Source organism: Mycobacterium sp. D16Q16 (genome assembly GCF_002013745.1).
GTDB lineage: Bacteria > Actinomycetota > Actinomycetes > Mycobacteriales > Mycobacteriaceae > Mycobacterium.
The window spans coordinates 1-24,360 of record NZ_MAEY01000022.1; the positions used below are offsets into that span (position 1 = coordinate 1).

The window sequence follows — 24,360 nt, forward strand, 5'->3', positions numbered from 1 at the left end:
GGTCGTTGGGGTCCGGGGCGGGCGGCTCTGGTGACGTTCCCCTGTTACTTAACCCCCTTTGGCTGCTGGCTGTAAGGCTGTAGGGCTGAGGGCTGCAGGGAATCGGCACCGAATTCGATTGGTTATCCGGTTGGTAATCGACACCGGGGTCCGGATCGCCGTTGCGATTGGTAATCCCATTGGTATTCGGGACCGTAAGGGGATCACCGTTCGATACCGCATAGGCATTGGTATAACCGATCGCCTCGGCATCGGGTCGGTTCATCAATCCGGTCAGGTCGGTGGCGGTGTCCTTGTGGGTCCACGACGAGAATGCGGGCGACTCAGAACGCACCCGTTTGACCTCGGTAACGATTGCTGCGCGTAGCGATTTCGATGCTGCGCTGCCGTAGGCCTTGACGACCGCAGCGGCCATCTTGGGGTTGCGTAACAGCTCGTCGTTGCGGATGTAGGTGCGCACGAGCGCTTCCTCGGTGTCCAGATCGAACAGTACGAACCGATCCCGCTCCAAGGCTGCAGCGGCGCGTGTGAGGCGCTCCAGGGTCATGTCTGCGGCCTTGCCCACGAGCCGCTTAGGACGCCAGTCGACGACGCCCGCAAGGGACAGGTCGGGATGGGTCAACAGCACCCGCGTGTAGAGCCATTGAGCGTCGGCCGGCAAAGCCTCGAACTCGTCATCGCCGTTGATACTCACCCGAATACGGGCATAGTCGCGTGCCACTATCCAGCCTTCCTAGTTGTGCCGATTGCGTGCATACCTCCAGTATTGAGCCGGGTGTGCACCCCCCTCACACCCCAAAATCTCAGTTCCATGCCCGGCATCACGCAGCCCTGCGATGCGTCTTGTGGCATTCCTCGCACCTCGGACGGCCGGGGCTGTGCGGCGCGGTCTTGCAGTCGACACACAGACCGGCGCGATATGCCGCTGAACTCTCGGGAGTGCGGGTCACGACAAGCACCCCCATGACGTGCACCCAGGAGCCCCGCACATGCGCGCGCAGTCACCCTGCCGGGTCGGGTTGTGCTCGCCGTTCAGCGGCACCTGGTGCACCTGGTCGAGTGCGTGCAGCGCCTTGCGGACGAGTGCCCAAGGCCCGTCGCCGTACCGGTGCTCGACGGTGACCGTATGCCACTGTCCGTCGCACTTAGCCTGGACGACATAGTTGTTCACGTCGTCGAGTAGCGGTCGACCCGGGGAGGTGCGTTGAATCGTCATGCCCTCGCGGATCGACTGGCCGTTGACGTGCAGCTCGAAATGAAGCGTCACAGCATTGGCCAATCCGCGATCGAGTGCTCCGGATCGTGGTTGGGCGTACCGAGCGTGAACGAACTGCCGTCAGCTTGGTAGTGACTGATCCGGTGCCAGCCCCTTGCTTTCGGGGTCCGTATGGACACCACCTCGCCACCGATGACCGGCGAGTGAGCGCTCCACACATGCATGCGTCGTAGGTTGATCAGCCGGTGCTCGCGGTCGGTGAACTTCCACTTGCGGCCCCAATAGATGAGCGTGCAGCGGTGCGGTATCTGGTTGCGCCACAGGACCACCAGGGGCTCGGGTGGCGTACTCATGGCACCACCTCGAACATCGGTTCCATCTGTGCCTCGAGCGCCGCCGTATGGGTGCGCTGCCGGGTCTGCGCGTGGTGCTCCGCGTCGTAGTGCAGATGGCACCCTTGGCACATTGCGCGCAGGTTCTCGTCGCGGCAGTCCTCGGGGGTGTGGTTGAGGTGCGCGACGGTGAGGACAACCGTGCTGCCGGTGCCGTAGGCGTCCTCTCCATTGCGGTTTGGGCAGCGGCCAGCATGGGTACCACGCCCGCACTCGCCCACGCATTCACAGCGGTTCCCGGCGCGCACCTCACGGATGCGGCCTGAGATCAGACTCCAGGCCTTGGGGTATCGGGCGCGGTTCTCTGGACGGATGGGCATTACGAAACCGCCGTCTTGGCCGTGTCGTACCGGCTGATGCCCCACACGATCGCGTGCAGCGCGACGAGGAAGTGAAAGTCAAAGTCCTTGAGCTCCCACTCGCACGAGTCATAGAACTCGAAATCGCCATGACGGAAACGGATTAGCGCGTCGTGCGCCATGGCCTCGTCGGCCATGTCGCCGTAGTCGTCGCGCAGTACCTCATCACGGATGGCCCGCCAGAGCGGCCGATGCGGTCCTTCCTTCCACCTACACCAGTCGCGGAAATGGTCATATACACGTCGCTTGAATGTCTCCTGGGAAAACGACATTGAGCGCACCGGACCGCACAGCTTTTCGGCCCAATAGTGCGGGTTGACGTACCCGACTGGGTGCCGGAAGAACTCGAACATGTCGGGGATGCGCGCGAAATGAAAGTCCTCCAGGTCGCCCGTGATCACCAGGTGGCCAGGCCACGTCACGAGATCGAATCGCCAGATGCCGGTACCCGGCTCTTGGAACCGGATGTGCCGGTACAGGCCTTCATCTCGAAGCACCGTCATCTGGTGCTCGCGGGTGGATACTTCGAGCATTTCCTCGGGGGTCGTCATCCCTGCACCCACTCGCGAACCGTTGTGCCGTCCGGGCATTCGATGACGAGCGCAGGATCCTCCGGCCGGCCCGGGCGAGCACCGAACCTGACGGGCCATCGCCACCCGTGCGCCGGATCTGCGTGCAGCACGGACAGCACCCAACCCTCGCCAACGCCACGCAATGACGGGTCCTCGTCGTGCAGCGCACGGACCCATAGGCGCTCACCGCTCGGTGCTTCCATAACCACGATCACGCCGCCGTACGCGCCGAACTCCTCATCGAACGCGCCCGCGACCTCCAGCAGGTCGTCGCTGGCGCCGTAGATGATGATCTCGCTCATGCCGTTGTCTCCGTTCGCTTTCGGGTTGTTGCTCATGTGCCACTCAATTCGATGACCTCAATGGGGCCGTGTGGGAACGCATCTTGCTGGGCCGTCCGGCATTTGAAGCACTCGCGGGCGATGCGGTCGGACTGGAATTCGCGTGCGCACCGCATGCAGACGAACCGGAACCATGCCCGGGCGGTGGTCATACGCCCGCACCGAAGTCGAGCATGGTGTCGGCGTGTAGGCAGGCCGGGCTGAACCACAACCGTTCTCGGCGCCCGGCCTTGGCGTCTGTGTTGTACCCAGCGCCCCCGCCGGCGCGCCCCACGTCAACCGTCCAACCGTGCTCGATCAGCGCATCATGCTCGGTGTCAAAGCCGCACAGCACGATCCGGTAGGACGGGTCCGCGGTGAGGCACCATTCACGGACTGCGGCCGAGATGTTTTGGGCGGCCTCACTGTCGGTGTTGGTGGTGGCGTACAGGTCGGCGCTGACGGCGTACGGCGGGTCCAGCAGCACCCCGATGTGGCTATTCCGGCGTTGACGCCGCGGCCCGCGTTCCCCAGAGCGGGCAGCTCACGGTTCACCCCCTTGCCCGCATCCCCGAGGTGCGGCAGCGCGCGGTTGACACCTTGCCCCGCGGTGCTCAGGCACGGCAGTTCCCGGTTCACGCCCCTGCCCGCGTTCCCCAGACTCGGGATCATGCGTGTAATCCCCGGGGCCCCCGAGCGTTCCTGCTTGCGAAGGTGTCCGTTCACCACACGCCACGGGCCCGGGTTCCACGGGTCACCGATACCGCAGGCCATGACATACAGCCACCATCCCGCGGCTTTGGCGTCGTAGTGTTCTGGGTCGCCCTCCAGCCACGCAACCAGCTCGGGTGTGCGGCGGTCCTGCAGCCATGCCAGGCGGGCGTGGTAGTCGATCTCGGTCACCGGCCCGGCCGCGTGCGCGGCCGCATCGGCAGGTCCGAGTTGTATGGCGCGCCAGGCGTTGACGAGCCAGCCGTCGGAGTCGTTGAGAGTTTCGACGCGGCGGCCGGTGAACCGGGGACGGGCCAACAGGACGGCGGCGGATCCGGCGAACGGTTCCACGTAGCCGCCGACGTCCCCGAGAGCGTCCCAGATCTTCGGCGCGGCGCGGCGCTTGCCGCCGAAGTACGGGAACGGGGCAGAAAGATCAGTCATGCAGCGACCTTCGCTTTCTCGCGTTCCTCGCGGGCCAACTCGATCAGGAGTTCTGAGCGGCCAAACCCGTTGCGTTGCATCTGTTCAACCATGGAGTTGTAGGTGATGCCCATGCGGCGGGCGGCCTCGTGATCGGGTACGCCGATGAACTGGTACTCGGCCCATCGGCGCGCGAACGGTTTCCCGGTCTCCGGCGGCAACTTGGGGTCCATCCACATCACGAGGTCGCGGGTGGCTGGGGAGCAAGTCCTCTGTTGGCCGCGAAGGATCTGGCGCAACGTGGTGACCAGCTTTCCGGGGCTGCCATTGGCGGCTGCGATGGCGTTGATGGTCCAGCCGATCGCCTGGAGCTTGAGCAGGTGCTCGCGCACAGGGGTGGCGTCGATATAGCGAGGCAGGGTCGGGGTGCTCACCGCGCACCCCCGCGTGTTCCCAGCCGGGTGTCCACATAGAACTCGCGCATATCCGCATAGCGCTCGCGCAGCTTCACGAACGCCTTGGCGGTGGCCTCTGCGTCCCCGAGTGCCGAATGCGGGCAGCGGTTCTCAACGTTGAGCAAGGTGAGCACGTCGTGCAGTCCCGGCAGCTCGGACGGGTCACGCCCGAGTGCCGGTGCCGCGTAGGCTGCGAGATCCGCTTTCCGGTGGTGCCAGGTCGGTTTGGCGATCTCGCGTGTGACCAGTGCTGCGTCAAATGTCGGGTTCGACCCGGCGAAGGTGTTGTCGCGCAGCAAGCGTGCGAGCTTCGCCCACATGTCGTCGGTGTCGTCCGGGTTGAGCATCTTGTGGAACACGCCACGTTCGAAGTAGCGGTTGATGGCGAACGCCTGCGGCTCGACATCGACTTTGGTCAGATCGACGTAGGGGACGAATTCGAGTACTTCGCCGGTGTCGACGTTGATGGCCGCAACCTCGATCGGCGCGCACTGCGGACCGAGGCCGGTGGTTTCCAGGTCTACGACGATGAGGTTGCGGGACATCAGATCTCCTCTACTTGGCGGCAATGGTGGGCATGACGGGGGTGGGCCAGCACAGCAGGGCCAGGCCCTTCTCGCGGGCAATGTCGAGGCACTTGGAGACCAGGACGTTGGGGTCATGTGAGACCGAACCGGCCAGCTCACCGTTGGCCTTGGCCTGCTCGACGGCTGTCTTCTTTGCCTGCTCGGCAACAGCTGTCGCTGCCCGTTCCTGGTTGAGCTGGTTGATCTTCTGCTCGGTGCCGTCGTCGTAATCGATGGTCGGCACAGCCACGTCGAGGATGTCGACTTGATCGCCCACCTTGGCCGCCAGGATGACCTTCGCTTTCTCTGAGAGCTCGGGCAGCGGCGAGCGGTCGAGGTTCTGCGGCGCCAAGGGATCGAACGACGCGAACACCTCATTGAGCGCCACCTGCAGATTGCGAGTGACCAGGTTGGCGCGCACGTTGTCGAATGTCTTGTACTGCACGAACAATTCGGGTGTTGCGTCCTGCTTGATCTGCCAGCGCACCGACACATCGGCATCCGCGGTCGAGCTATTGCCCAGGCGCACCTTGATTCGGCTGTCGCCCTTGTGCTGGTCGATCTGGACGGCGCCGTCCATCTCGGTCACCTGCGCCCATGGCGCCTTGAGGTGCAGGCCGTTGGACAGCGTCGATCCAGTCGGCCGGCCGAACGTCGTCTCGATACCGATCTGCCGAGTGCCGACAACGGTGGTCGAGGCGAACACCAGGAAAATCAGGCCGATGAACCCGGCAATCACGGCGACGACGAACGACGCTGACCGCTCGTCGCCCCGCAGGAACAGCGCGACAATCACGGCGATCACCGTGATGACCGCGGAGATCAGGAAGAACCACATTGATATGGGCATCGTTGATCCCCCCTTACTTTCCGAGGTTCGCGGCGTAGACGGGCACACCGAGGGCTTCGGCGAGCTCACCGGTCTTCTGGGTCCACGCGTCGCGCACCAGATGTAGGTACGGCTGCGGGAAGAGGCCGAGCCCCAGTTGCCCCTGGGAGATGTTCAGGCGCAGCCAGCACCGGATCTCGATCAGCGGGTAGTCCTCGAATGGCCTCGCCGCCAGGGTGATCTCACGTGGCACCTCCAGTTGTCGGGTCGCGGTGCCCGCCGAGGCCTTGACCTCTTCGCTGTAGGTCAGGTTCACGCTGCCGGTGGCGCGTTTGATGGTCGACTCGAATGCCCCCTTGCTTGATGCTCGGACGCTGTCGGCGATCTCCACGATCTCGGCTGCGGGGTGGCTGGTGATCAGATGCCCGGCCTGCTCGATCAGGTCGCCGAATTCCAGTTGGGTGTGGAATCTGCCGTCGGCGGCGTTGAACAGGGTGGCCCAGTCGGGATCGGCGACGAACTGCAGGGCAAGCACGTCGTTGCGGCGGGTGTAGTCGGCGGCGGCGTCCGATCCGAGCTCGTTGTAGATGACGCTGACTTGGCCTTTGTCGCGATTGCCCCACACGGTCGAACGTCCGTCGAGCAGCGGCCGACGGGTGACCTCGGCCAGGAATGAGGCGGTGTCAGTGACGGTGCGACGCTCGGGGGCCCGCGGTGGGAAGGCCTGTGGCGCTCTGTCGCGCACGTCGATGATCTGGTTTTCCAGACCGTTCTCGCCGTTGACGGTGGCCAGGTAGACCGGTCCGTCGCCGCTGATTGTCTCGGTCGGCACGAGCTGAATCGTGTGGTCGGGAAGTTCAAGAGTCTTGTCGGACATGGGTATTACTCCTTCGGTGGTGGTGGGTTACTTGCTGAGGCCGTAGTACATAGCAGCGTTGTCCCGGGACAGGTGGCCGTCGCCGTCGTCGAACCAGATGGACTTGACGGACTCTTCGACCGGCTTGCCGTCAACATCGATTTCGATTCCGACAGCGCCGGATTCGAGCGCGGTCACGGTCGCCTTGATCGTGATGGTTCCGCCCTTCTTGCCGGTCACATGCGCGGCCTCGACACACTGAGCCAAGAGCTTGGAGGCCTTGAGCTGGGCGCGACCCTTGTCGTGGGCGGTGAGCACGACAATGAAGTCGGTGACCTCACCGGGGCCAACTTCGGTGCTCGCCTTTGCTTCGCTGGTTTCGTTGTCGGACATGGTTATTCATTCCCTTCGGTTGTGGTGGGTTGTGCTGCTGATTGGTTGAGAACGTCGGTCACTACCTCGGCCTCGGCCTCGGATAGGTCGTTGATGTCGGCGATTTCGTGGCCGATGACCGTGGCCAGGTGTGCGAGTGTCTTGGCGGTTGCCTCGGCGCCACGCAATGAGTAGCCCGCGTTGCCGAGTAGTCCACGGATGGTGCCGATCGCCTTCTTGGTGGCCCGGAACTCGCCGCGTGAGTTGTACTCGCCGGGTGCTTCGGCTGGTGCCGGTTCGTCCGGTCCGTCCGGTTCCGGTTCCGGCGCTGGTTCTGCCTGCGGCGTCTCGGCGGCCTTGGCCTTGATCTCCTCGGCGCTCACCCCGGCGACCGGTGGGAACATCTCGGCCTTGTCGAAACCGTCACGGGTGATGGACGTGTAGGTGATGCCCATCTGTGCGACATCGCCCGCGTCCCAGGCCCCGCGCTTCTTGCCGAGTTTGGTTTCCATCTGCGCCTCGGTGATGTTGATGGCGCGGAAGGCGGCGATCATCTTGTCGATGCGTGCCGGGAGAGGCTCGCCCTCGCCGTTCTCCAGGGTGGCTTTGCAGATGTCTTGCGCCAGTTCGGTGAACCACTTGGGCAAGATCGCCGAGATGCATTCACGGACCGCGCGGGCGCCCGCATTGCTGTTGTTGTTCGTGATGTCGCCCAGGTCGGTCAATTCTTCGCGGCGCCCCTTTGCCATGCGGGCGTGCGGGACGATGAACGTGCGGTTTGACCGGGTGTTGGTCTGCACGTCCCATGCCCAGGATTGGATCTCTGATTCGCCCTTGGTGTCGTTGCGGGCCAGCTCGTTGACGCCGTACTGGGTATTGCCCCAGATGCGTGCGAGCTCGCGCAGCAGGTGCACAGATGGGCCGGTGCCCCGGTTGGGGACGCGATAGAACGCCTGCTTGGCCATGGCCATCCGGCTGCACGCGTCCCTCATTTCTGCCTCGGCGCGCTGCAAGTCACGTGGAATCTGTTGGGCCACAATGACGGCTGACTGGACCTCGGCGACGGCACGTGACTGCTCGACCGATGTGGCCTGGCTGACTGCCGTGCGCGGTGCGGCGCCAACCGGCTGGTACGGGGTGACGGTCATTGATCAAGGTCTCCTTCTTGCTGGTAGCGGGCGTAACTGGGCAGAGAAACCGAATGCACGCGCTGGCCGTAGTCGGGCCAGTGGTCGGCGGCGGTGCATTGGGCGTAGAGGTTGATCGCCTTGCGATTGCGGCGCCGGCCGAGCTCGATGTCCTCGGGGTCGAGCTCCATCACCGTCACCGGGTAGGGCGCCGTCTTGGATTGCACGACGAACAGGAACGCGGCGTCGTCGGCGATCTCGCACGCGGCCAACCCGTCGAGGTACCACGGCGCTTGCTGGTGATAGCCGTATTCGGCTGCAGCCTTGGCGAAGTGGCCCGGATGCGCGCTGGTGCTGGTCTTGTAATCGACCACGATCAGACGCCCCCGGCCGGGATTGGGCAGCCAGTCCGGCCGGAACCGCAGGCGTACGTCCGTCTCGGGGTCGTGCCAATACCCGGACAGCTCCGGTGTCCCATCGGATAGCAGCGGCCCAGCGAGCGGATGCTCGCGGACCCTGGCGGCCATCGCCTTGGCCTTGGCCACCTCGGCGATATGCATGGGGATCTGGCCGAGCTTGCGTGCTTCCGCGGCCGCCTGCTGCCACATGGCCGTAGACGTGGGCGACTTGGAGGGGGTACCGTCCTTGTTCAGCCCGTGAACGGCCGGATCCAGCTCGGCAATCTCGCTGCCCTCGCCCAGTACGAACTTGTGGGCCACATGCCCGAAGTCGTATTGCGGCTTAGGTTCTGGTGGCTGCTGGCGCTGGTGGTGGAAGATCTCCGGGGAGGACGGGGCCAACAGCGCACGGGCGCCCGACGATGACAGGCTGGTGCGGTCGCCGTGGTAGACCTCATCGGGAATGCCGCTGTATATGCCGTCAGCGGTGGGGATTTCGGCGACGCTGTTGTTCACGCTGCCACCCCCGCGATTTCCTCGGCGCGCTCGTCGAGCAGGTTGGTTGTCACGGTGTCCGGGTCGAATCCGATGGCCAGCGCCATCATCAGCTGCGCAGCCTTGACGGGGTGGCGCAACCACATTGAGACGAGCTCGCTGTGCACCTGACGAGGGTCCGTATCGCGCACGGCCTCGACGAGGCGGTACAACACGCCCTTGAGGACGCGCATGTTCGTCTCGTAGCTCTCGTCAACATCGATCTGCATGACGCTCACCTGCCCGCCTCCAGCTCGCGGCGAGCGGAAGGGAGCGCGACTGTCTCAGAGACGATCTCGCCCTCCAGCGGACCAACTGCGATATCGAACCCGTAGCCGTAGTAGAACGCGTTGCCCGCAGACCAGTCGACCTCAAGTTCCATCACGTCACCGAAGTCGGCGAAGATGTGCCACTTGGTAAAACCGTCCGTGCTGGCAACCCCGGTGATGATGTGGTCCACACGCTCGGGGTGCAGGAGGAACTTCTCCAGGGTGGTGCTCGCGCAGCAATCCCAGGTGTCGGCGATGACCACCTGCACCCCGCTATCGAGGGTCAGCACGAGCCCGGTAAGCGACTCGCTGTAGCAGTTGCGCTTGCCGTCATACGGGCCGAGGTTGACCGTTTGGCCTTTGTCGGCCTTGGTGATTCGCCGACCAACGACGCACTTAGCCAGCTCCGCGACGTTCTCAGGCATGGTGCCGTCGTCCTCGGCATATCCGTCAGGGTGGTTGTCCACCGAGTCGGGTGGGTACGGGTTGTTCGTCATCACGCACCCGCCTTGAGTGCGTCACTGTGCTCGTCGCGGTTGTCGCGATCGGTGAAGAATTCCGACAGAGCGCGTTCGAGGTGATCTAGTTCGAAGTCGCTGACGTAAACCCCCGTGTCCTCGGCGGTCTCGGTGAGCGCATCCATGACGGCGGTCACCTTGTCGACCGCCTTGTTGAGTTGCAGGACGTTTGGTGAGGCGATGGTCATGCTGCCCGCCCCTGGCTCTGCAGCGGCGAAGCGTAAGCGTTGATGTAGGACTTGAGCAGTGGCGCATGGCGTTTGCACCAGCCCGCGACCGAGCCGACGATGATCTGCGAGGACTGATCGAGGCTGTACCCGCGCGCGGAGAGCGCCCGATACGAGTACCGGATACCCCCGAAATTGGGCTGCGCGTCCAGCTCATTGCACACCCGCCAGCCGCTCGTGGCCACGAAGTCATCGGTCACCGGATCGGCGTGCGATGGTGGGCTGGCCAGCAGCATCGCGGCCAGCACGGCGATAGCCGTCAGGGCCACGGTGACCTTGTCGTAGCAGCTCATCCGGCGCCGTCGGCGCATGCGTGGCCTGCTCGGGATATGTTGGGACATGCCAATTCCTCTCAGTAGGATTGGTTGAAGGGGAATCCCGGCAGTTTCTGTTTGGCGACGTGACTGCCGGGATTTCTGTATTCAGTTGTGGTGGAGCGGATTTCGGCTATGCCGAGACGGCGGTCACGAGTCTGTCCGCGCCGCCTAGTCGTTTATGAAGTTCTTGAAGCCCCTTGGGTGTGACCCGGATGGTTGGGTCGGATACGCGCATTTCGCCGGATGGCTCATGCAGGAACGGACTGCCGAGTTTTTCGGCGAGTCGGCCGATGTCGACCTGGGCCTGATACGCCTTCCACGCATGAGTGCTCGAGTTGCGGAAGATCCAGCCCTCGGCCGCCATGTAGCTGAACAGCCGGTCGCGGCCGATTGAGATCGCCGGGTCGCGGCTGAGCACCTTGGCGGCGTCGGCCACGCCGTAGTCGCCGCTGGACTCGGCCATGTGCGACCACGCCGATGCCGGCGCTTCGAGCTCCTTGGCGCGAGACTCGGCTTCGAATCGGGCGCGGGACTCGATCTCGGCGCGGTCCTCGGCGTCGATGACCATCTGAGCAAGCTCGCGCTTGGAGGGCAGCTCGCGCGGCTGAGCGGGGTAGGCGCTGTACGTGCCGGTCTTGCGGATCGCGGGTAGCACCTCGCGGGCGATCCAACGCTTGAACCGCTGCGCTCCCTCGATCTGGCTGCCGAGGATCGCCGCATAGAGACCGGGCTCGCTGATCACGCCAAGGGTCTGTGGCCCGCCAGGGGTACTCACTGACTGAGTACCCCTCTCATCCGCATCGAGACGGCGCAGCATGTTGTGGGCATCCCGGTAGCCGAGGGTTCGAGCGACATCTGCGCCTACGAACCACGGCTCACCGTCGACATTGCGCAGCACCCGGATGTGTTGGTGGTCCTCGAAGGTGAAGAACTCCAGATCGGCGGTCACGAGGCCGCCCTGTCCGCGCGCTTGCCCGTTACCTTCTCAGCGCGACGAGCGGCGAACCGTTCGACATCGCGGCGGCGGAACACGAAGACGCCCGCCCTCGCCGTTGGGATGACCCGGAACGGCTTGAGAGCTCCCCGCTTGACCATCCGTGAGACGGCCGAGGGTGTGACGTTCAAGACCTCACATACTTCTCGGGTGAGGATTTCATTCCGTGCGGAAGTCATAAAATGATGATTACACGGATGTTATTCATTCAGCAAGAGATGATCTGATCGTAATATCTGGACAGCACACAATGTTGTGCCTAGAATCGGGTTATGACCACAGCTTATGAACCGGGGACAGTCCCTGAATTTGATAAGGCTGACCGACTGAAGAAGGCGGTCAGTGTGTCGGGCGTAGCGGTCTCAGAGATGGCCGAGTACCTCGGCGTCAGGCAGGAAACACTCAGCCGTTACCTCAATGGCAAGACGGAGACACCGCTCGCGATCGTCAGATTGATCGCGATGCGGACAGGCGTACCGGTGGACTGGATCATGACCGGCAATGTGCCCGGCGGACCGGGACCGGAGCTGCCCGGGGGAATCGAACCCCCGACCTATTCATTACGAGTGAATTGCTCTACCGACTGAGCTAGGGCAGCGTGCCGGGCGAACCCAGCGCCCGAGAGTCTACGGCACCCCCGCCACGACTCCCAATCTCATTCCGACGGGCGCAGCGCCTGCCCTGCCGTCGCGACCAGGGCATCGATTGCGAACTTGGGCTTCACGTTCATCGCCAGTGCTTCGCGGCACTCCAGGACGGCCTCGATGCATTGCAGGAGCTGTTCGGGCGGCACCCTGTCGACCATCGGCCCGAGCCGGTCAGCCATATCGGGGTGATGCAACGTCACACGGCCTTCGTCCGCAGCGCCGAACGACAGCACCAACGCGTCTCGGAAGTAAGTGGCCAGATCGATGAGCGTGCGGTCCAGGGCATCTCGCGATGCCCGGGTCTGGCGCGATTTTTGCTTACGTTCAAGGTCCTTCAGGACACCTGCGGAACCGCGCAGCGCAGTCGCCGCACCCTTACCGGTGCCCCCGGCCCCCAGCGCGGTCTTCAGTTCTTCCTCTTCGGCCTCGTTACGCGCGGCCGTCAGCTCCTTGGCCTCGACATCGGCGCTGCTCACGAGTTCCTCGGCCGCCGCATACGCCCGCGTCGGGGTGGCGGCCTCCCTGGCCAGGCCCAGCGCTCGCAGACGCCGTGCACGGGCCTGCTCATCGGTGGCAAGTCTGCGCGCCCGCCCCACATGGCCGCCGCTCACCGACGCCGCCCACTGCGCCTGCTCGGCATCAATCCCGTCGCGTTCCATCAACACCTGCGCGATGGCTGCCACCGAAGGAGTGACGAGCGCCACATGCCGACAGCGGGAGCGGAGGGTGATCGAGATATCCTCGGGGTCCACCGACGGCGCGCACAGCAGAAACACCGTCCGTGGCGGCGGCTCCTCAACAACCTTCAGCAGAACATTGCCGGCGCCCTCGGTCAACCGGTCGGCATCCTCGATGAGCACCACGAGCCAACGCCCGGTGCTCGGCCGGCGCCAGGCCGCCTGCACAATGGCGCGCATCTCGTCCACACCGATCGATAACCCCTCGGGAACGACTCTGCGCACGTCAGCATGGGTCCCGGCCATCGTGGTCGTACAGGCACGACATTCCCCGCAGCCCGCGGCACCTTCGGATTCGCACTGAAGGGCAGCGGCAAAACACAAAGCCGCCACCGACCTGCCCGACCCCGGCGGTCCGGTAAACAACCACGCATGGGTCATCCGGCCCGCGTCATTGCCGCGTGCAGCCAATGCCGCAGATGAGAGCGTGGAAACCACCGCTCCCTGATCCACCAGGCGACCGAAAACCCCGCTCATCGTCTACCAACCCTAGCCGCCGGATCCGACGCGAAGAACAAGCCGCACAGGCGTGTGAAACGCTGCCGTCACCGCCGACAGCTACGGTTAACGGGTGACTGGCGCGGAGGGAAGGGCAGACCAGCGCCCGCTTGCACGCGCAGCCCGGTATTCGCGGTGGGTCATGCGCACGCCGTGGCCCCTCTTCATCATGGGTATCGCCCAGTCCAACCTCGTCGGCGCACTGTTCGTGTTGGGCTTCCTACGGTTCGGGCTCCCACCGAGTGACCGGGTGGAGCTGACCGAGCTCGGCACGCAGCGGCTCATCATCCTCGGTGTCTCACTGTTCATTCTCTTTGTTGCCGGCGCGATCGTGAGCACCTACCTGCTCCTGCCCGTGCTGCGCTGGCAGTACAGTTCCCCGGACTTCGAGTCCGAGGGGTCCGAGGATGTCCGCGTCCGCGCCCTACAGATGCCCTTCTACCGCACCGTCATCAGCGTGGCGACGTGGCTTGTGGGTGGCGCGATATTCGTCGCCGTCACCTGGTCATCTACCCATAGCTCGGTGCTGGTCGCCGCATTCGCGACGGTGCTCGGGGCCACCACGACCAGCATCATCGGGTACCTGCAGTCCGAGCGCGTCCTGCGCCCCGTGGCGATTCAGGCACTGCGCCGCGGAGTGCCGGAAAATGTCACAGCCCCAGGCGTTATCGTCCGCCAGGTCCTCACCTGGGCACTGAGCACCGGCGTGCCGATCCTGGCAATAGTGCTCACCGTCGTGGGGCAGCGCGCGGGTTACCTGAAGTCCAATGCCGATAACCTCACCGGCTCCATCCTGATCCTGGCGATCATCGCCCTGGCGATCGGACTGATGGGCACCCTGCTGGTGGCCACCTCGATCGCCGATCCGCTGCGCCAATTACGTTGGGCACTCAGCGAAGTGCAGCGCGGCAACTACAACGCCCACGTACCGATCTACGACGCCAGCGAGCTGGGACTGCTGCAGGCCGGGTTCAACGACATGGTGCGCGATCTCGGCGAACGACAACGCCTCCGTGACCTCTTCGGCCGCTACGTCGGCGAGGACGTCGCACGCCGGGCGCTCGAATACGGCACCGAGCTTGGCGGTCAGGAACGCAGTGTGGCAGTACTTTTCGTGGACTTGGTGGGCTCCACTCAGTTGGCGTCCACGCGTGGCCCCGCAGTGGTCGTCCGGGTCCTCAACGAGTTCTTCCGGGTGATCGTCGACACCGTCAACAAGCACGGCGGATTCGTCAACAAGTTCCAGGGCGACGCGGCGCTGGCTATCTTCGGCGCTCCCATTGATCATCCCGACGGCGCCGCGGCCGCGTTGGCGGCCGCCCGTGAGCTGGCCGACGAGCTCACCAACGTATTGGGCTCCAACGATTTTGGTATCGGCGTCTCTGCCGGACGCGCCATCGCCGGCCACATCGGGGCGCAGGCGCGCTTCGAGTACACCGTCATCGGCGACCCCGTCAACGAGGCGGCCCGGCTTACCGAGCTGGCCAAGAACGAACCCGGAAACGTGCTGGCGTCAGCTTCCGCGGTCATGGAGGCTCGCGACGAGGAAGCACTGCGCTGGAACGTCGGTGAGACCGTCGAGCTGCGCGGCCGGAACGTGTCGACACAGGTCGCACGTCCGCGCCACAGCTAGGTCGCTTTCTTGGCAGCAGCCTTCTTCGCGGGGGCCTTCTTGGCCGGAGCCTTCTTCGCGGCCTTCGCCGGTGCCTTCTTGGCCCGCTTCACCGGACCGCGCGCGCGACGGTCGGCAAGTAACTCCGAGGCCCGCTCGTCGGTGATCGACAGCACGTCATCGCCCTTACGCAGGCTGGCATTGGTCTCGCCATCGGTGACGTAGGGACCAAAGCGGCCGTCCTTGATCACCATCGGCTTGCCGGTCGTCGAATCCACACCCAGCTCACGCAGCGGGGCCGCCGAGGCCGCCTGTCCGCCACGGCGTTTGGGCTCGGAGTAGATCTTCAGCGCCTCGTCAAGGGTGATGGTGAACATCTGATCCTCGGTGGCCAGCGATCGAGAGTCCGTGCCGCGCTTGAGGTACGGGCCGTAGCGCCCGTTCTGCGCGGTGATCTCCTCGCTGCTGGCGGGATCGACACCGACCACACGCGGCAAGGACAGCAGCTTGAGTGCGTCCTCAAGCGTCACAGTCTCCAGCGTCATGGACTTCAGCAGCGAGCCGGTGCGCGGCTTGGGCCCTTCCACCTTCTTGGCGCCCCGCTTCGGCTTCGCATCCGCTTCCACGGCGTCGAGCTGCTCGGGCGGCGCGGGCAGCACCTCGGTCACGTAGGGGCCGAAACGTCCATCCTTGGCAACGATTTCGTGTCCGGTCTCCGGGTCAACACCCAGCGTCCGGCCCTCCTGCGGAATCGCGAACAGTTGTTCAGCCATCTCGACCGTCAGCTCATCGGGCGTGACACCGTCCTTGACGTTGGCACGCTGCGGGATGAGCGCCCCGGCCTCCCCGTCCGGATCGGCCACCATCCGCTCCAGGTACGGCCCGTTCTTTCCGACGCGCACATAGATGGGGCGGCCCTGGTCGTCGTCGAACAACTTGATCGAGTTGACCTCGCGAGCGTCGATCTCCTCCAGGTTGACACCCACCAGGCGCTTCAGACCGCCGGCGCGGGCCACCGAGCCCTCGACGCCGTGCTCGCCACCAAAGTAGAAGGCGTTCAACCAGTTTGTGCGCCGTTCGTTACCGGAGGCGATCTCGTCGAGGTCGTCCTCCATGGCGGCGGTGAAGTCGTAGTCGACGAGACGGCCGAAGTGCTGTTCGAGCAACCCGATCACCGCGAACGCGGTCCACGAGGGCACTAGCGCGCTGCCGCGCTTATGTACGTAGCCGCGGTCCTGGATGGTCCGGATGATCGACGAGTAGGTCGACGGACGCCCAATTCCCAACTCTTCCAACGCCTTGATGAGCGAGGCCTCGGTGTAGCGAGCAGGCGGATTGGTGGTATGCCCATCTGCGGACAGTTCGGTGACCGTGACGGTCTGGCCCTGCTTGAGCTGTGGCAGGCGGCGTTCCTCATCGTCGGCCTCGCCACCAGCCAATTCATCCACGGTCTCGACGTACGCGGACAAGAAGCCGGGGAACGTGATGGTGCGACCGCTCGCGGTGAACACCACCTGCTCGCCGGAGGTGGCGGTACCCGCGAGGCGCAGGCTCAGCGTGGTGCCACGGGCGTCGGCCATCTGCGAGGCAACCGTGCGCTGCCAGATCAGCTCGTACAGGCGGAATTCGTCATTGTCGACCAACGAATGCAATTGCCCCGGAGTTTTGAATGTCTCGCCTGCCGGGCGAATAGCCTCGTGCGCTTCCTGCGCATTTTTCACCTTGCGGGTGTATTGCCGTGGCGAGGGATGCACGTATTCGCTTCCGTACAACTCCGCGGCCTGGCTGCGCGCGGCAGTCAATGCCGATTCCGACAGCGTCGTCGAGTCGGTACGCATATAGGTGATGTAGCCGTTTTCGTACAGCCGCTGCGCGATGCTCATGGTGCGCTCGGAGGAGAACCGCAGCTTGCGCCCGGCTTCCTGCTGCAGCGTCGACGTCATGAACGGCGGGTAAGGCTTGCGGGTGTACGGCTTCTCTTCGGCGGATGCGACCGTCAGGGTGGCGTGAGACAGCCCAGCGACGAGGGCGTTGGCCCGCACTTCGTCAAGGACCAACACATCGTCGGCCTTCTTGACCTGGCCCAGGGAGTCGAAGTCGCGGCCGGAGGCCACTCGCAGTGCGTCAACGCTCAGCAGACGGGCATTGAAACGTGGGGGCTTGGCCTCACTACCGGCGTCCAGCTCGGCGCCCAGGTCCCAATACCCGGCACTACGGAACGCCATGCGATCGCGTTCACGCTGGACGATGATCCTGGTCGCCACCGACTGCACACGACCGGCGGACAGATTCCGGCCGACCTTCTTCCACAGCACGGGGCTGACCTCGTAGCCGTAAAGGCGGTCCAGGATGCGACGGGTCTCCTGCGCATCGACGAGGTTGTTGTCGAGGTCACGAGGGTCCTGGGCGGCCGCAAGGATGGCCTGCTCGGTGATCTCGTGGAAGACCATGCGCCGCACGGGCACCTTGGGCTTGAGAGTCTCCAGCAGGTGCCAGGCGATGGCCTCACCCTCGCGGTCACCGTCCGTTGCGAGATAGAGCTCGTCAACGTCCTTCAAAAGGCCCTTGAGTTCGGTGACGGTGCCCTTCTTATCCGGGCTGACGATGTAGAGCGGCTCGAAGTCTTGATCGACGTTCACTCCAAGACGGGCCCAGGGTTCGGACTTGTACTTGGCGGGAACATCGGCAGCGGCACGGGGCAAGTCCCGAATGTGGCCACGCGACGACTCGACGACGTATCCGTCGCCGAGATAGCCAGCGATCTTGCGGGCCTTCGTCGGTGATTCGACGATGACGAGCCGTCGCACCTGCTTCGTCTCCTTACCTGCGCATTAAGCCGCATATGTACGGTGTAGGGGGCGGTCCACCGTGGTCACAAGATGACACCCCCGCGCCAATTGCGCAAACCTAGCCTTCCATATAGGCGTCGGTATTCCCGATGTCAGGGTGGCCAAAAGCGTGTCCGAGTCCTCACTAAACCGCTGCTAAAACCCGGTCAGACCCTCGGCCAGACGCGGAATGCATCGGTGTCGCCGGGTGGTTCTCCGATGTTTTCCAGTAGCCGCCCCAGTCTGCGTCTTCCACTGATCCGCAACGCGGGATTGGCACCGCGTGTTCCGATCAAGGTCGGAGCAATGCCCACTCGCATCAGCGCTGCCGCCAGCGGGGAATGCGTATCGGGGGCATGTGGGTCCAGTCCCAGGAGGTACCTGTCGGCCTCCGGTGAGCCTGCGGCGAGTACCCATGCCCGCAGCTCACGTGCACCCGGTAACCATTGCGCGGGCACGGTTTTCACCGCGCCGCGAGTCCACTCGCGCGCAACCGGCAGCACTGCGGGATCCATGGCGGTACGCACCAGCGGATGGTTCTCCGCGCCCGTCTCGGTGTGGCCCAGTTCCGCCTGCAGACCGGTTTCGGTGATCATCTCGGCCAGTGCCAGCGCACGCCACGGCTGGTCCACGACCACCGAAATCCGGGCACCCCCCGCGCCGACCACGACCTGGCCCGGTCCGGCCAGCAGCCCCGCCAAATCGGTGACCTCCGGAGGCACCGACTCGGCGGAAAAGAAGGACAGCTGGCTCACAGTCACAGACAGTACTTTCTCCGCGAGCTAGGGGGCTCTCCCCGCGCGCGGGGAGTTTCTTGGAACGAGAAACGCCCCCGGCACATGGCCGGGGGCGTTCCTTCGACGGATGTGGGTCAGACGGCGCGAACGCCGGTAGCCTGCGGGCCCTTGGGGCTCTGGCCTACCTCGAACTCGACCTTCTGGTTCTCTTCAAGGGTACGGAATCCGTTGCCCGAGATTTCGGTGTAATGGACGAAGACGTCAGCGGAGCCGTCCTCGGGCGCAATGAATCCGAAGCCTTTTTCCGCGTTGAACCACTTCACAGTTCCCTGTGGCATTTCTTTGATCTTTCTTTACTTGGGTTCGACATACCCGTTCGGCACGTCGGGCCCCGTTCCGACCGCCATACCCCGTGGAATGATCCTCGCAGTAACCGCGATCACAACGTCGATCCTGCGAGTGCAAAACACGAACACAGAAGCTGCGACCCCCTTAAGTAGAGCATGTTTGGGGCGTTGGCGATAGCGGTGTGCCACATAATTGCCGGGAAGTTCGGTGAACAGTGGCGAAACTTCGACCCTCTTTCGGCCTGCCTTACCCTGGCGTTATGGCCATCTGCGGTAGCGAGCACGGCGCCGTTTTGGCACAAGTGTGCAGGTCACGAGGTGTTTTGCGGTGACGGTTGGGTACGGTCGCGAACTGCTGGATCTCATCGTGGCGGGCACGCCCAGCGGCGAGACCCCGGTGCGGCATGTTTGTGATATCCCCGCGCGAAATGCCGAGGTGGCGGCCTGGCCCCCGTGGGCGCATCCCAACGCAGTCGCCGCGTTTGCGGCCCAGGGGGTGACCGTTCCGTGGTCGCACCAGGTCGCTGCCGCCTCCCTGGCGTTCGCGGGACGCCATGTGGTGGTAGCCACCGGAACCGCATCCGGGAAGTCCGTCGCCTACCAGCTGCCGATCCTGACCGCCCTGGCCGAGGAGCCGCGGGCACGCGCGCTCTATCTGGCGCCCACCAAGGCACTGGGCCATGACCAGCTGCGCTCGGTACGCGAATTGATCACGGGGATGGAAAGTTTCGAGCGAGTGCTGCCCTGCGCGTACGACGGGGACAGCTCCAACGAGTTACGGCGGTTCGCCCGCGAGAGCTCGCGGTGGATCTTCACCAATCCCGACATGATGCATGTGTCCTTGCTGCATAACCACACCCGGTGGTCGGTGTTCCTGCGCGGATTGCGCTACCTCGTCGTGGATGAGTGCCATTACTACCGAGGAGTTTTCGGGTCGAATGTGGCTCTCGTCCTGCAGCGGCTGTTGCGCATGTGCGCACGGTACGGTTCGCATCCGACGGTGGTATTCGCCAGCGCCACGACCTCGAACCCCGGTTCGGCAGCCCAAGCACTCATCGGACAGCCGGTCGAAGAAGTGATCAGCGATGGGTCGCCTCACGGGATGCGCACGGTGGCGCTGTGGGAACCGCCCTTGCTGCCAATCACCGGCGAGAATGGGGCACCCGTGCGGCGCCCGGTCAGCACCGAGGCCTCCCGACTACTGGCCGATCTGGTCCAGGAAGGCGCGCGAACGCTGGCTTTCGTCCGATCGCGGCGCGGAGCGGAGATGACGGCGCTCGGTGCCGCCCATCGGCTCGCCGAGGTCGATCCGGCGCTGGCATCCCAGGTCGCGGCATATCGGGCTGGGTATCTGCCGGAGGACCGCCGGGCATTGGAGCAAGCGTTGTCGACGGGCGTGTTGACCGGCGCGGCAACGACGAACGCTCTGGAGCTGGGCGTCGACATCGCCGGATTGGATGCCGTTGTGGTGGCAGGTTTCCCGGGCACTGTGGCCTCATTCTGGCAGCAGGCCGGCCGCTCCGGCCGCCGGGGACAGGGCTCGTTGGTGGTGCTGGTCGCTCGTGACGATCCACTGGACACCTACCTGGTTCACCATCCGAGCGCGCTGCTGGACAAGCCGATCGAGGCAGTGGTGATCGATCCAACCAATCCGCATGTGCTGCGACCTCATCTGCTGTGCGCGGCAACAGAACTGCCGTTGACCGAGGACGACGTACGATCCTTAGACGCAGCGGATGTGGTTTCTGAGCTCGTCGACGACGGCCTCCTACGCAAGCGGCCCGGCGGATACTTCGCGGCCCCGGGGCTCAATCCCTATGCAGCCGTGGATATCCGTGGATCGATCGGCGGCCAGATCGCGATCCTGGAGGCCGACACCGGGCGGGTACTGGGAACCGTCGACGCTGGCAGAGCCCCGGCGGCGGTGCATCCGGGAGCGGTCTATCTGCATTCCGGCGAGACGTATCTGGTCGATTCTCTCGATTTTGGTGACGGAATTGCCCTGGTGCACAACGCTACTCCTGACTACTCGACATTCGCCCGGTCCACCATCGATATCGCGATCACGGGTGAGGGCGAGCGGGTAAACCTGGGTGACATACAGATTGGGCTGGTGCCGGTGGATGTCACCCACCAGGTGATCGGCTATCTGCGCAAGCTGACAACCGGCGAGATCCTCGACTTTGTCGAGCTCGACATGCCGTCCTCGACATTGAGCACCAAAGCGGTGATGTACACGATCACCCCGGAAGCGTTGGCAGTCATCGATATCGACACGCTCGCCACGCCCGGTGCCTTACATGCCGCAGAGCACGCCGCTATCGGCCTGCTCCCGTTGGTCGCCAGCTGCGATCGCGGCGATATCGGTGGGGTGTCGACCGCGCTGCAACCCGAGACCGGCCTACCGACGGTATTCGTCTACGACGGCCATCCCGGCGGCGCGGGTTTCGCTGCGCGTGGATACGAGCAGCTGGCGATCTGGCTGGGTGCCACCGCCGACGCCATCCAGGCGTGCGAATGCGAGGCGGGGTGCCCGTCATGTGTGCAATCGCCCAAGTGCGGCAACGGGAATTCCCCGCTGGACAAGGCCGCGGCCGTCAAGGTGCTGCGATTGGTGCTGTCCCGGCTGCCGGGCTAGAAGGCGCGCGCGTACTGCTTGGGCACTGCGGGGCTCAGCTCGGCACCCAGCTCACGCGCTGCCCGCCGTGGCCAGTATGGGTCGCGCAGCAGCTCGCGGCCCAGCAGCACCGCGGAAGCATCACCGGCGGCAAGGATCGATTCGGCCTGATGCGGCTCGGTGATCATGCCGACTGCCGCCGCCGGAAGGGTTGTTTCGGTCTGGATGCGCCGAGCGAACCGCACCTGGTATCCGGGTCCTGTCGGAATCCGGACATGCGACACATTGCCACCCGTCGATACGTCGATGAGGTCTACCCCTCGTTCCTGCAACTGCCTGGCCAGCTCGACCGTCTGGTCGGGTGTCCAGCTGCCGGCCTCCAGCCCGGGCTCCTCGGACACCCAGTCAGTCGCCGACACCCTGACGAACAGCGGCAGGTGCGCGGGCCAGACAGTGCGTACCGCCGTGACGGTGTCCAGGGTGAGCTTGGCGCGGCCAGCGAATGAGCCACCGTATTCATCGCTGCGGAAATTGCTTGCCGGAGAAAGGAACTGATGCTGGATGTAGCCGTGCGCAGCGTGCACCTCAAGCACCTGGAAGCCCGCCCGCAACGCACGCCGCGCGGCCTCCACATAATCCTCGATGATCGTGGTGAGATCGGCGGGGGTGGCAGCCGAAGGTGGCACGAAGTCGCCATACGGCGCATCGGTAGGGCCAATTGTCTGCCAGCTCAACGGGTCCGAGGGGTCCAGTGAGCGGTGCCCATCCCACGGCGCGACGGTCGACGCCTTGCGCCCGGCATGTCCGAGTTGCACCGCGGGGACGGCGCCAAAATCCTTGACACGTTCCACGATGGCCGCCCAGGCCCGTTCCTGAGTGACGTTCCACAGTCCGGTGTCATACGGAGAGAGCCGGCCCTGCGCGTTGACGGCGGTGGCCTCGGTGAACACCAACCCGGCGCCGCCGACCGCGCGGCTGATCAGATGGGTGCGGTGCCAGTCGTTCGGCACACCGGTCAACGAACCGGTCGGGTCCGCCGAGTACTGGCACATGGGCGACATCCAGATCCGGTTGGGGATTGTAATGTCGCGCAGCCGGTACGGCTCGAACAGCAGGCTCATGGTCCGAAGGCTCCTCGCGTCGGGTCGGCGGCCAGCACGGCTGGCCCGGCACAATCCAACGCAGACGCGTGCCGAATATTTCCCGCGCCGGATTTACCCGGTCTGCTCGGTCGCCTGCTCCTGGTCGGACACCGAAAGCGCCTCGCGGATGAAGTCGGCGGAGAGAACGACGGCCTCGGCCGTATCGCGCGAGACGGCGATGGCCGGGAAGGCATGCAGCTGCCACGAGTAGCTGTGCACCTTGGCCACCACACCCGCACCAGTAAGCTTCTCCGCGAGCTCCAGAGCGTCAGGCTCCAGGAACTCGTCCTGTGCGGTGATGAGCAGCGTTGGCGGGAATGCCTCGACCGGTACCGATATCACCCGACGTTCTCCAGTGAATTCCACTGGACCCCTGTCGAATTTGGGTGCCAACTTCGCCAGCTTACCCTTGGGCAGGTATGCGTCGTGTCGGCTGGTGCTGGACGGATTGGCGGCCAGGTCCAGATCAAGCAACGGTGAATACCCGACATAGGCAACGGGTTTCGACAGCCCGTGGGTGTGCGCATATTCGATGACCTTGCCGCTCAGGTAACCGCCTGCCGAGTCTCCGACGACGATCACCCGTGTGTAGTGCTGGAGTAGCTCGCGGTAGGCCTGCACTGCATCCGCCACCGAGGAGCCCACACCGACCTCCGGCAGCTGCCGGTAGTCGAGCACGTAGACGGGGATCTGAAGCTGGCGCGCCAGCAGACCGGTGATCTTGCGGTGAGTGGCGGGGCCGCACGCGATGAACGCACCGCCGTGCAGATAGAGGATGGCGGTATCGGAGTCGCCGGCTTGCGTCCCGGCCGGCACCATCAGATCCGTCGGTCTGTCGGCCAGCGCGATCCGCGTCCGCGCGATGCCGGGTGCGTCGGGACCCCGCTGGGCGCCCCGGTCCAGCCATTTCAGCTGCCGAAGACCCGCGTCGAAGATCGGGAACAAGATCAGCAGCGGCTTGACGAAGAGCAGGACGAACAGAAACGGCAACCGGGCCTTGAGACCCAACTTGGGGTGCAGGGTGACGACCATTCGGTAACGCTACCGCCATCAGTTCGTGCGCCCGTAACCTCGGTGGGTGTCTGAGACCAGGGCCCGACGTCAAGACCGTCGCACCGCAGTAACGACCGCGGCCATCCTCGATGCGGCCGAGGGACTCTTCGTGGAGCGCGGGTTCCACGCGGTCACGATGGATGCCATCGCCGATGCCGCCGATCTCGCGGTCGGCTCGATCTACCACCACTTCAAGAACAAGGAACGTCTCTACCTCGCACTTGTTGAGCGGGCCCTGTTGGTCAACGAGCAAGCGATGGCCGCGGCCTTCGGCGATGGGCGTACACCCATGGAGGAACTGCGCGCCGCCAGCGACGCCTACTGCGATTTCCATCTGCAGAACCCGGGGTACTTCCGCATGATCGCCCTGCGCACCCTGGACGTCCCCCCCGGCGATATGGCCGACGAGGTCGAGCGCCGGATCGCCGACAAGGTCGAATCGCTGGTCGGCGACATCGCCGACGTGCTCCGCCGTGCCGACACCGCGGGTGAGCTGCACTGCCCCGATCCGGTCCGGACGTCGATCTTCCTATGGGGCGCCTGGAACGGTGTGCTGTCACTCAATTTGCGGCCCGACCGGCTGCGACTTGAGCCCGCCGAAATGCAGCGCGTCCTGGCGCTGGGTCGCGAGATCATCGAACGCGGCCTCATCCGCAACAAACTCTTGTAGGAGCGTTCAATTTTGTA

29 protein-coding genes, 1 tRNA gene and 1 pseudogene are annotated in these 24,360 nt (G+C 64.7%); 4 read left to right on the top strand and 27 right to left on the bottom strand.

Translation table 11 applies throughout. From position 1 onward, the window contains the following. The 20 genes from B4394_RS19675 to B4394_RS19770 form a co-directional block, all read right to left on the bottom strand. The coding region (locus B4394_RS19675; RefSeq protein WP_217697779.1) for a hypothetical protein at positions 1-721 on the bottom strand (721 nt) is incomplete at its 3' end. Positions 722-946: 225 nt separating this feature from the next. Beyond that, a complete protein-coding gene (locus B4394_RS19680) occupies positions 947-1,267 on the bottom strand; it encodes a hypothetical protein (RefSeq protein ID WP_078316020.1) in 321 nt (106 codons plus the stop codon). Next, the gene (locus B4394_RS19685) at positions 1,264-1,569 is read right to left on the bottom strand and encodes a hypothetical protein (RefSeq protein ID WP_078316021.1); all 306 of its coding nucleotides are present in this window, start codon (positions 1,567-1,569) and stop codon (positions 1,264-1,266) included. The genes B4394_RS19680 and B4394_RS19685 overlap by 4 nt, the downstream gene beginning before the upstream one ends. Next, the gene (locus tag B4394_RS19690) at positions 1,566-1,928 is read right to left on the bottom strand and encodes a hypothetical protein (RefSeq protein ID WP_078316022.1); all 363 of its coding nucleotides are present in this window, start codon (positions 1,926-1,928) and stop codon (positions 1,566-1,568) included. The genes B4394_RS19685 and B4394_RS19690 overlap by 4 nt, the downstream gene beginning before the upstream one ends. Then, on the bottom strand, positions 1,928-2,518 hold the full coding sequence (locus B4394_RS19695; protein WP_078316023.1) for a hypothetical protein: 591 nt from the start codon (positions 2,516-2,518) through the stop codon (positions 1,928-1,930). Before B4394_RS19695 ends, B4394_RS19690 begins: the two co-directional genes overlap by 1 nt. Continuing rightward, on the bottom strand, positions 2,515-2,877 hold the full coding sequence (locus B4394_RS19700; RefSeq protein WP_078316024.1) for a hypothetical protein: 363 nt from the start codon (positions 2,875-2,877) through the stop codon (positions 2,515-2,517). Before B4394_RS19700 ends, B4394_RS19695 begins: the two co-directional genes overlap by 4 nt. Before the next feature lie 300 nt (positions 2,878-3,177). Continuing rightward, a complete protein-coding gene (locus B4394_RS19705) occupies positions 3,178-4,014 on the bottom strand; it encodes a DNA adenine methylase (protein WP_286142122.1) in 837 nt (278 codons plus the stop codon). Beyond that, positions 4,011-4,427, bottom strand: a complete 417-nt coding sequence (locus B4394_RS19710) for a hypothetical protein (RefSeq protein ID WP_078316025.1) — start codon at positions 4,425-4,427, stop codon at positions 4,011-4,013. Before B4394_RS19710 ends, B4394_RS19705 begins: the two co-directional genes overlap by 4 nt. Next, positions 4,424-4,993, bottom strand: a complete 570-nt coding sequence (locus B4394_RS19715; RefSeq protein WP_078316026.1) for a 3'-5' exonuclease — start codon at positions 4,991-4,993, stop codon at positions 4,424-4,426. The genes B4394_RS19710 and B4394_RS19715 overlap by 4 nt, the downstream gene beginning before the upstream one ends. Before the next feature lie 10 nt (positions 4,994-5,003). Continuing rightward, entirely contained in the window at positions 5,004-5,864 is an 861-nt protein-coding gene (locus B4394_RS19720) for an SPFH domain-containing protein (protein ID WP_078316027.1), read from the bottom strand. A gap of 13 nt (positions 5,865-5,877) precedes the next feature. After that, positions 5,878-6,720, bottom strand: a complete 843-nt coding sequence (locus tag B4394_RS19725) for a DUF2303 family protein (protein ID WP_078316028.1) — start codon at positions 6,718-6,720, stop codon at positions 5,878-5,880. 27 nt (positions 6,721-6,747) lie between these two features. Next, positions 6,748-7,092, bottom strand: a complete 345-nt coding sequence (locus B4394_RS19730) for a YfdP family phage-associated protein (protein ID WP_078316029.1) — start codon at positions 7,090-7,092, stop codon at positions 6,748-6,750. 2 nt (positions 7,093-7,094) lie between these two features. Next, on the bottom strand, positions 7,095-8,219 hold the full coding sequence (locus tag B4394_RS19735) for a hypothetical protein (RefSeq protein WP_078316030.1): 1,125 nt from the start codon (positions 8,217-8,219) through the stop codon (positions 7,095-7,097). Then, a complete protein-coding gene (locus B4394_RS19740; protein WP_078316031.1) occupies positions 8,216-9,112 on the bottom strand; it encodes a PD-(D/E)XK nuclease-like domain-containing protein in 897 nt (298 codons plus the stop codon). Before B4394_RS19740 ends, B4394_RS19735 begins: the two co-directional genes overlap by 4 nt. After that, entirely contained in the window at positions 9,109-9,360 is a 252-nt protein-coding gene (locus tag B4394_RS19745) for a hypothetical protein (protein ID WP_232784698.1), read from the bottom strand. The genes B4394_RS19740 and B4394_RS19745 overlap by 4 nt, the downstream gene beginning before the upstream one ends. A gap of 5 nt (positions 9,361-9,365) precedes the next feature. After that, the gene (locus tag B4394_RS19750) at positions 9,366-9,896 is read right to left on the bottom strand and encodes a DUF7448 domain-containing protein (protein ID WP_078316033.1); all 531 of its coding nucleotides are present in this window, start codon (positions 9,894-9,896) and stop codon (positions 9,366-9,368) included. Further along, the gene (locus tag B4394_RS19755) at positions 9,896-10,105 is read right to left on the bottom strand and encodes a hypothetical protein (RefSeq protein WP_078316034.1); all 210 of its coding nucleotides are present in this window, start codon (positions 10,103-10,105) and stop codon (positions 9,896-9,898) included. Before B4394_RS19755 ends, B4394_RS19750 begins: the two co-directional genes overlap by 1 nt. Continuing rightward, positions 10,102-10,485, bottom strand: a complete 384-nt coding sequence (locus tag B4394_RS19760; protein WP_078316035.1) for a DUF732 domain-containing protein — start codon at positions 10,483-10,485, stop codon at positions 10,102-10,104. The genes B4394_RS19755 and B4394_RS19760 overlap by 4 nt, the downstream gene beginning before the upstream one ends. 106 nt (positions 10,486-10,591) lie before the next feature. Beyond that, positions 10,592-11,410: a phage antirepressor gene (locus tag B4394_RS19765; protein ID WP_078316036.1), complete on the bottom strand. Its 819-nt coding sequence runs from the start codon at positions 11,408-11,410 to the stop codon at positions 10,592-10,594. Then, positions 11,407-11,634 carry a helix-turn-helix domain-containing protein gene (locus B4394_RS19770; RefSeq protein WP_078316037.1) on the bottom strand — a complete coding sequence of 76 codons (228 nt, stop codon included), beginning with the start codon at positions 11,632-11,634 and terminating at the stop codon, positions 11,407-11,409. Before B4394_RS19770 ends, B4394_RS19765 begins: the two co-directional genes overlap by 4 nt. A gap of 93 nt (positions 11,635-11,727) precedes the next feature. On the opposite strand from B4394_RS19770, the pseudogene B4394_RS25960 reads away from it, so the two are divergent. Further along, positions 11,728-11,946, top strand: a pseudogene (locus tag B4394_RS25960) (helix-turn-helix domain-containing protein); the annotation flags it as partial. Positions 11,947-11,980: 34 nt separating this feature from the next. On the opposite strand, the gene B4394_RS19780 reads toward B4394_RS25960, so the two are convergent. Both B4394_RS19780 and B4394_RS19785 read right to left on the bottom strand, forming a co-directional pair. Beyond that, positions 11,981-12,053: transfer RNA gene (locus B4394_RS19780), tRNA-Thr, on the bottom strand. A gap of 57 nt (positions 12,054-12,110) precedes the next feature. Beyond that, positions 12,111-13,316, bottom strand: coding sequence for a DNA polymerase III subunit delta' (locus B4394_RS19785; protein WP_078316038.1), 1,206 nt, complete (start codon positions 13,314-13,316; stop codon positions 12,111-12,113). A gap of 163 nt (positions 13,317-13,479) precedes the next feature. On the opposite strand from B4394_RS19785, the gene B4394_RS19790 reads away from it, so the two are divergent. Further along, positions 13,480-14,970, top strand: a complete 1,491-nt coding sequence (locus tag B4394_RS19790) for an adenylate/guanylate cyclase domain-containing protein (protein WP_078311551.1) — start codon at positions 13,480-13,482, stop codon at positions 14,968-14,970. Here B4394_RS19790 and topA read toward each other — a convergent pair. The 3 genes from topA to B4394_RS19805 all read right to left on the bottom strand — a co-directional run bounded on the left by topA (position 14,967) and on the right by B4394_RS19805 (position 18,852). Next, entirely contained in the window at positions 14,967-17,756 is a 2,790-nt protein-coding gene (gene topA, locus B4394_RS19795) for a type I DNA topoisomerase (protein ID WP_078311552.1), read from the bottom strand. The genes B4394_RS19790 and topA overlap by 4 nt on opposite strands. 188 nt (positions 17,757-17,944) lie before the next feature. After that, positions 17,945-18,532 carry a hypothetical protein gene (locus B4394_RS19800; protein WP_078311553.1) on the bottom strand — a complete coding sequence of 196 codons (588 nt, stop codon included), beginning with the start codon at positions 18,530-18,532 and terminating at the stop codon, positions 17,945-17,947. Between the two features lie 116 nt (positions 18,533-18,648). Next, positions 18,649-18,852: a cold-shock protein gene (locus B4394_RS19805; RefSeq protein ID WP_078292536.1), complete on the bottom strand. Its 204-nt coding sequence runs from the start codon at positions 18,850-18,852 to the stop codon at positions 18,649-18,651. 337 nt (positions 18,853-19,189) lie between these two features. On the opposite strand from B4394_RS19805, the gene B4394_RS19810 reads away from it, so the two are divergent. Next, positions 19,190-21,499 carry a DEAD/DEAH box helicase gene (locus B4394_RS19810; protein ID WP_139360329.1) on the top strand — a complete coding sequence of 770 codons (2,310 nt, stop codon included), beginning with the start codon at positions 19,190-19,192 and terminating at the stop codon, positions 21,497-21,499. Here B4394_RS19810 and B4394_RS19815 read toward each other — a convergent pair. Beyond that, a complete protein-coding gene (locus tag B4394_RS19815; RefSeq protein WP_078316040.1) occupies positions 21,496-22,599 on the bottom strand; it encodes an NADH:flavin oxidoreductase/NADH oxidase in 1,104 nt (367 codons plus the stop codon). The two genes, B4394_RS19810 and B4394_RS19815, sit on opposite strands and share 4 nt — an antisense overlap. Positions 22,600-22,692: 93 nt before the next feature. Next, the gene (locus B4394_RS19820; protein WP_078311556.1) at positions 22,693-23,652 is read right to left on the bottom strand and encodes an alpha/beta hydrolase; all 960 of its coding nucleotides are present in this window, start codon (positions 23,650-23,652) and stop codon (positions 22,693-22,695) included. A 46-nt stretch (positions 23,653-23,698) separates the two neighbouring features. Here B4394_RS19820 and B4394_RS19825 point away from each other — a divergent pair, with 46 nt between their 5' ends. After that, positions 23,699-24,343, top strand: coding sequence for a TetR/AcrR family transcriptional regulator (locus B4394_RS19825; RefSeq protein WP_078311557.1), 645 nt, complete (start codon positions 23,699-23,701; stop codon positions 24,341-24,343). Positions 24,344-24,360 lie beyond the last annotated feature (17 nt).

Coding starts and splice junctions, on each gene's coding strand:
- B4394_RS19755 (WP_078316034.1), bottom strand. CDS start 10,105: ATGACCATCGCCTCACCAAACGTCCTGCAACTCAACAAGGCGGTCGAC.
- B4394_RS19730 (WP_078316029.1), bottom strand. CDS start 7,092: ATGTCCGACAACGAAACCAGCGAAGCAAAGGCGAGCACCGAAGTTGGC.
- B4394_RS19700 (WP_078316024.1), bottom strand. CDS start 2,877: ATGAGCAACAACCCGAAAGCGAACGGAGACAACGGCATGAGCGAGATC.
- B4394_RS19720 (WP_078316027.1), bottom strand. CDS start 5,864: ATGCCCATATCAATGTGGTTCTTCCTGATCTCCGCGGTCATCACGGTG.
- B4394_RS19685 (WP_078316021.1), bottom strand. CDS start 1,569: ATGAGTACGCCACCCGAGCCCCTGGTGGTCCTGTGGCGCAACCAGATA.
- B4394_RS19735 (WP_078316030.1), bottom strand. CDS start 8,219: ATGACCGTCACCCCGTACCAGCCGGTTGGCGCCGCACCGCGCACGGCA.
- B4394_RS19820 (WP_078311556.1), bottom strand. CDS start 23,652: ATGGTCGTCACCCTGCACCCCAAGTTGGGTCTCAAGGCCCGGTTGCCG.
- B4394_RS19760 (WP_078316035.1), bottom strand. CDS start 10,485: ATGTCCCAACATATCCCGAGCAGGCCACGCATGCGCCGACGGCGCCGG.
- B4394_RS19750 (WP_078316033.1), bottom strand. CDS start 9,896: ATGACGAACAACCCGTACCCACCCGACTCGGTGGACAACCACCCTGAC.
- B4394_RS19715 (WP_078316026.1), bottom strand. CDS start 4,993: ATGTCCCGCAACCTCATCGTCGTAGACCTGGAAACCACCGGCCTCGGT.
- B4394_RS19695 (WP_078316023.1), bottom strand. CDS start 2,518: ATGACGACCCCCGAGGAAATGCTCGAAGTATCCACCCGCGAGCACCAG.
- B4394_RS19690 (WP_078316022.1), bottom strand. CDS start 1,928: ATGCCCATCCGTCCAGAGAACCGCGCCCGATACCCCAAGGCCTGGAGT.
- B4394_RS19770 (WP_078316037.1), bottom strand. CDS start 11,634: ATGACTTCCGCACGGAATGAAATCCTCACCCGAGAAGTATGTGAGGTC.
- B4394_RS19725 (WP_078316028.1), bottom strand. CDS start 6,720: ATGTCCGACAAGACTCTTGAACTTCCCGACCACACGATTCAGCTCGTG.
- B4394_RS19815 (WP_078316040.1), bottom strand. CDS start 22,599: ATGAGCCTGCTGTTCGAGCCGTACCGGCTGCGCGACATTACAATCCCC.
- B4394_RS19790 (WP_078311551.1), top strand. CDS start 13,480: ATGCGCACGCCGTGGCCCCTCTTCATCATGGGTATCGCCCAGTCCAAC.
- B4394_RS19785 (WP_078316038.1), bottom strand. CDS start 13,316: ATGAGCGGGGTTTTCGGTCGCCTGGTGGATCAGGGAGCGGTGGTTTCC.
- B4394_RS19805 (WP_078292536.1), bottom strand. CDS start 18,852: ATGCCACAGGGAACTGTGAAGTGGTTCAACGCGGAAAAAGGCTTCGGA.
- B4394_RS19745 (WP_232784698.1), bottom strand. CDS start 9,360: ATGCAGATCGATGTTGACGAGAGCTACGAGACGAACATGCGCGTCCTC.
- B4394_RS19705 (WP_286142122.1), bottom strand. CDS start 4,014: ATGACTGATCTTTCTGCCCCGTTCCCGTACTTCGGCGGCAAGCGCCGC.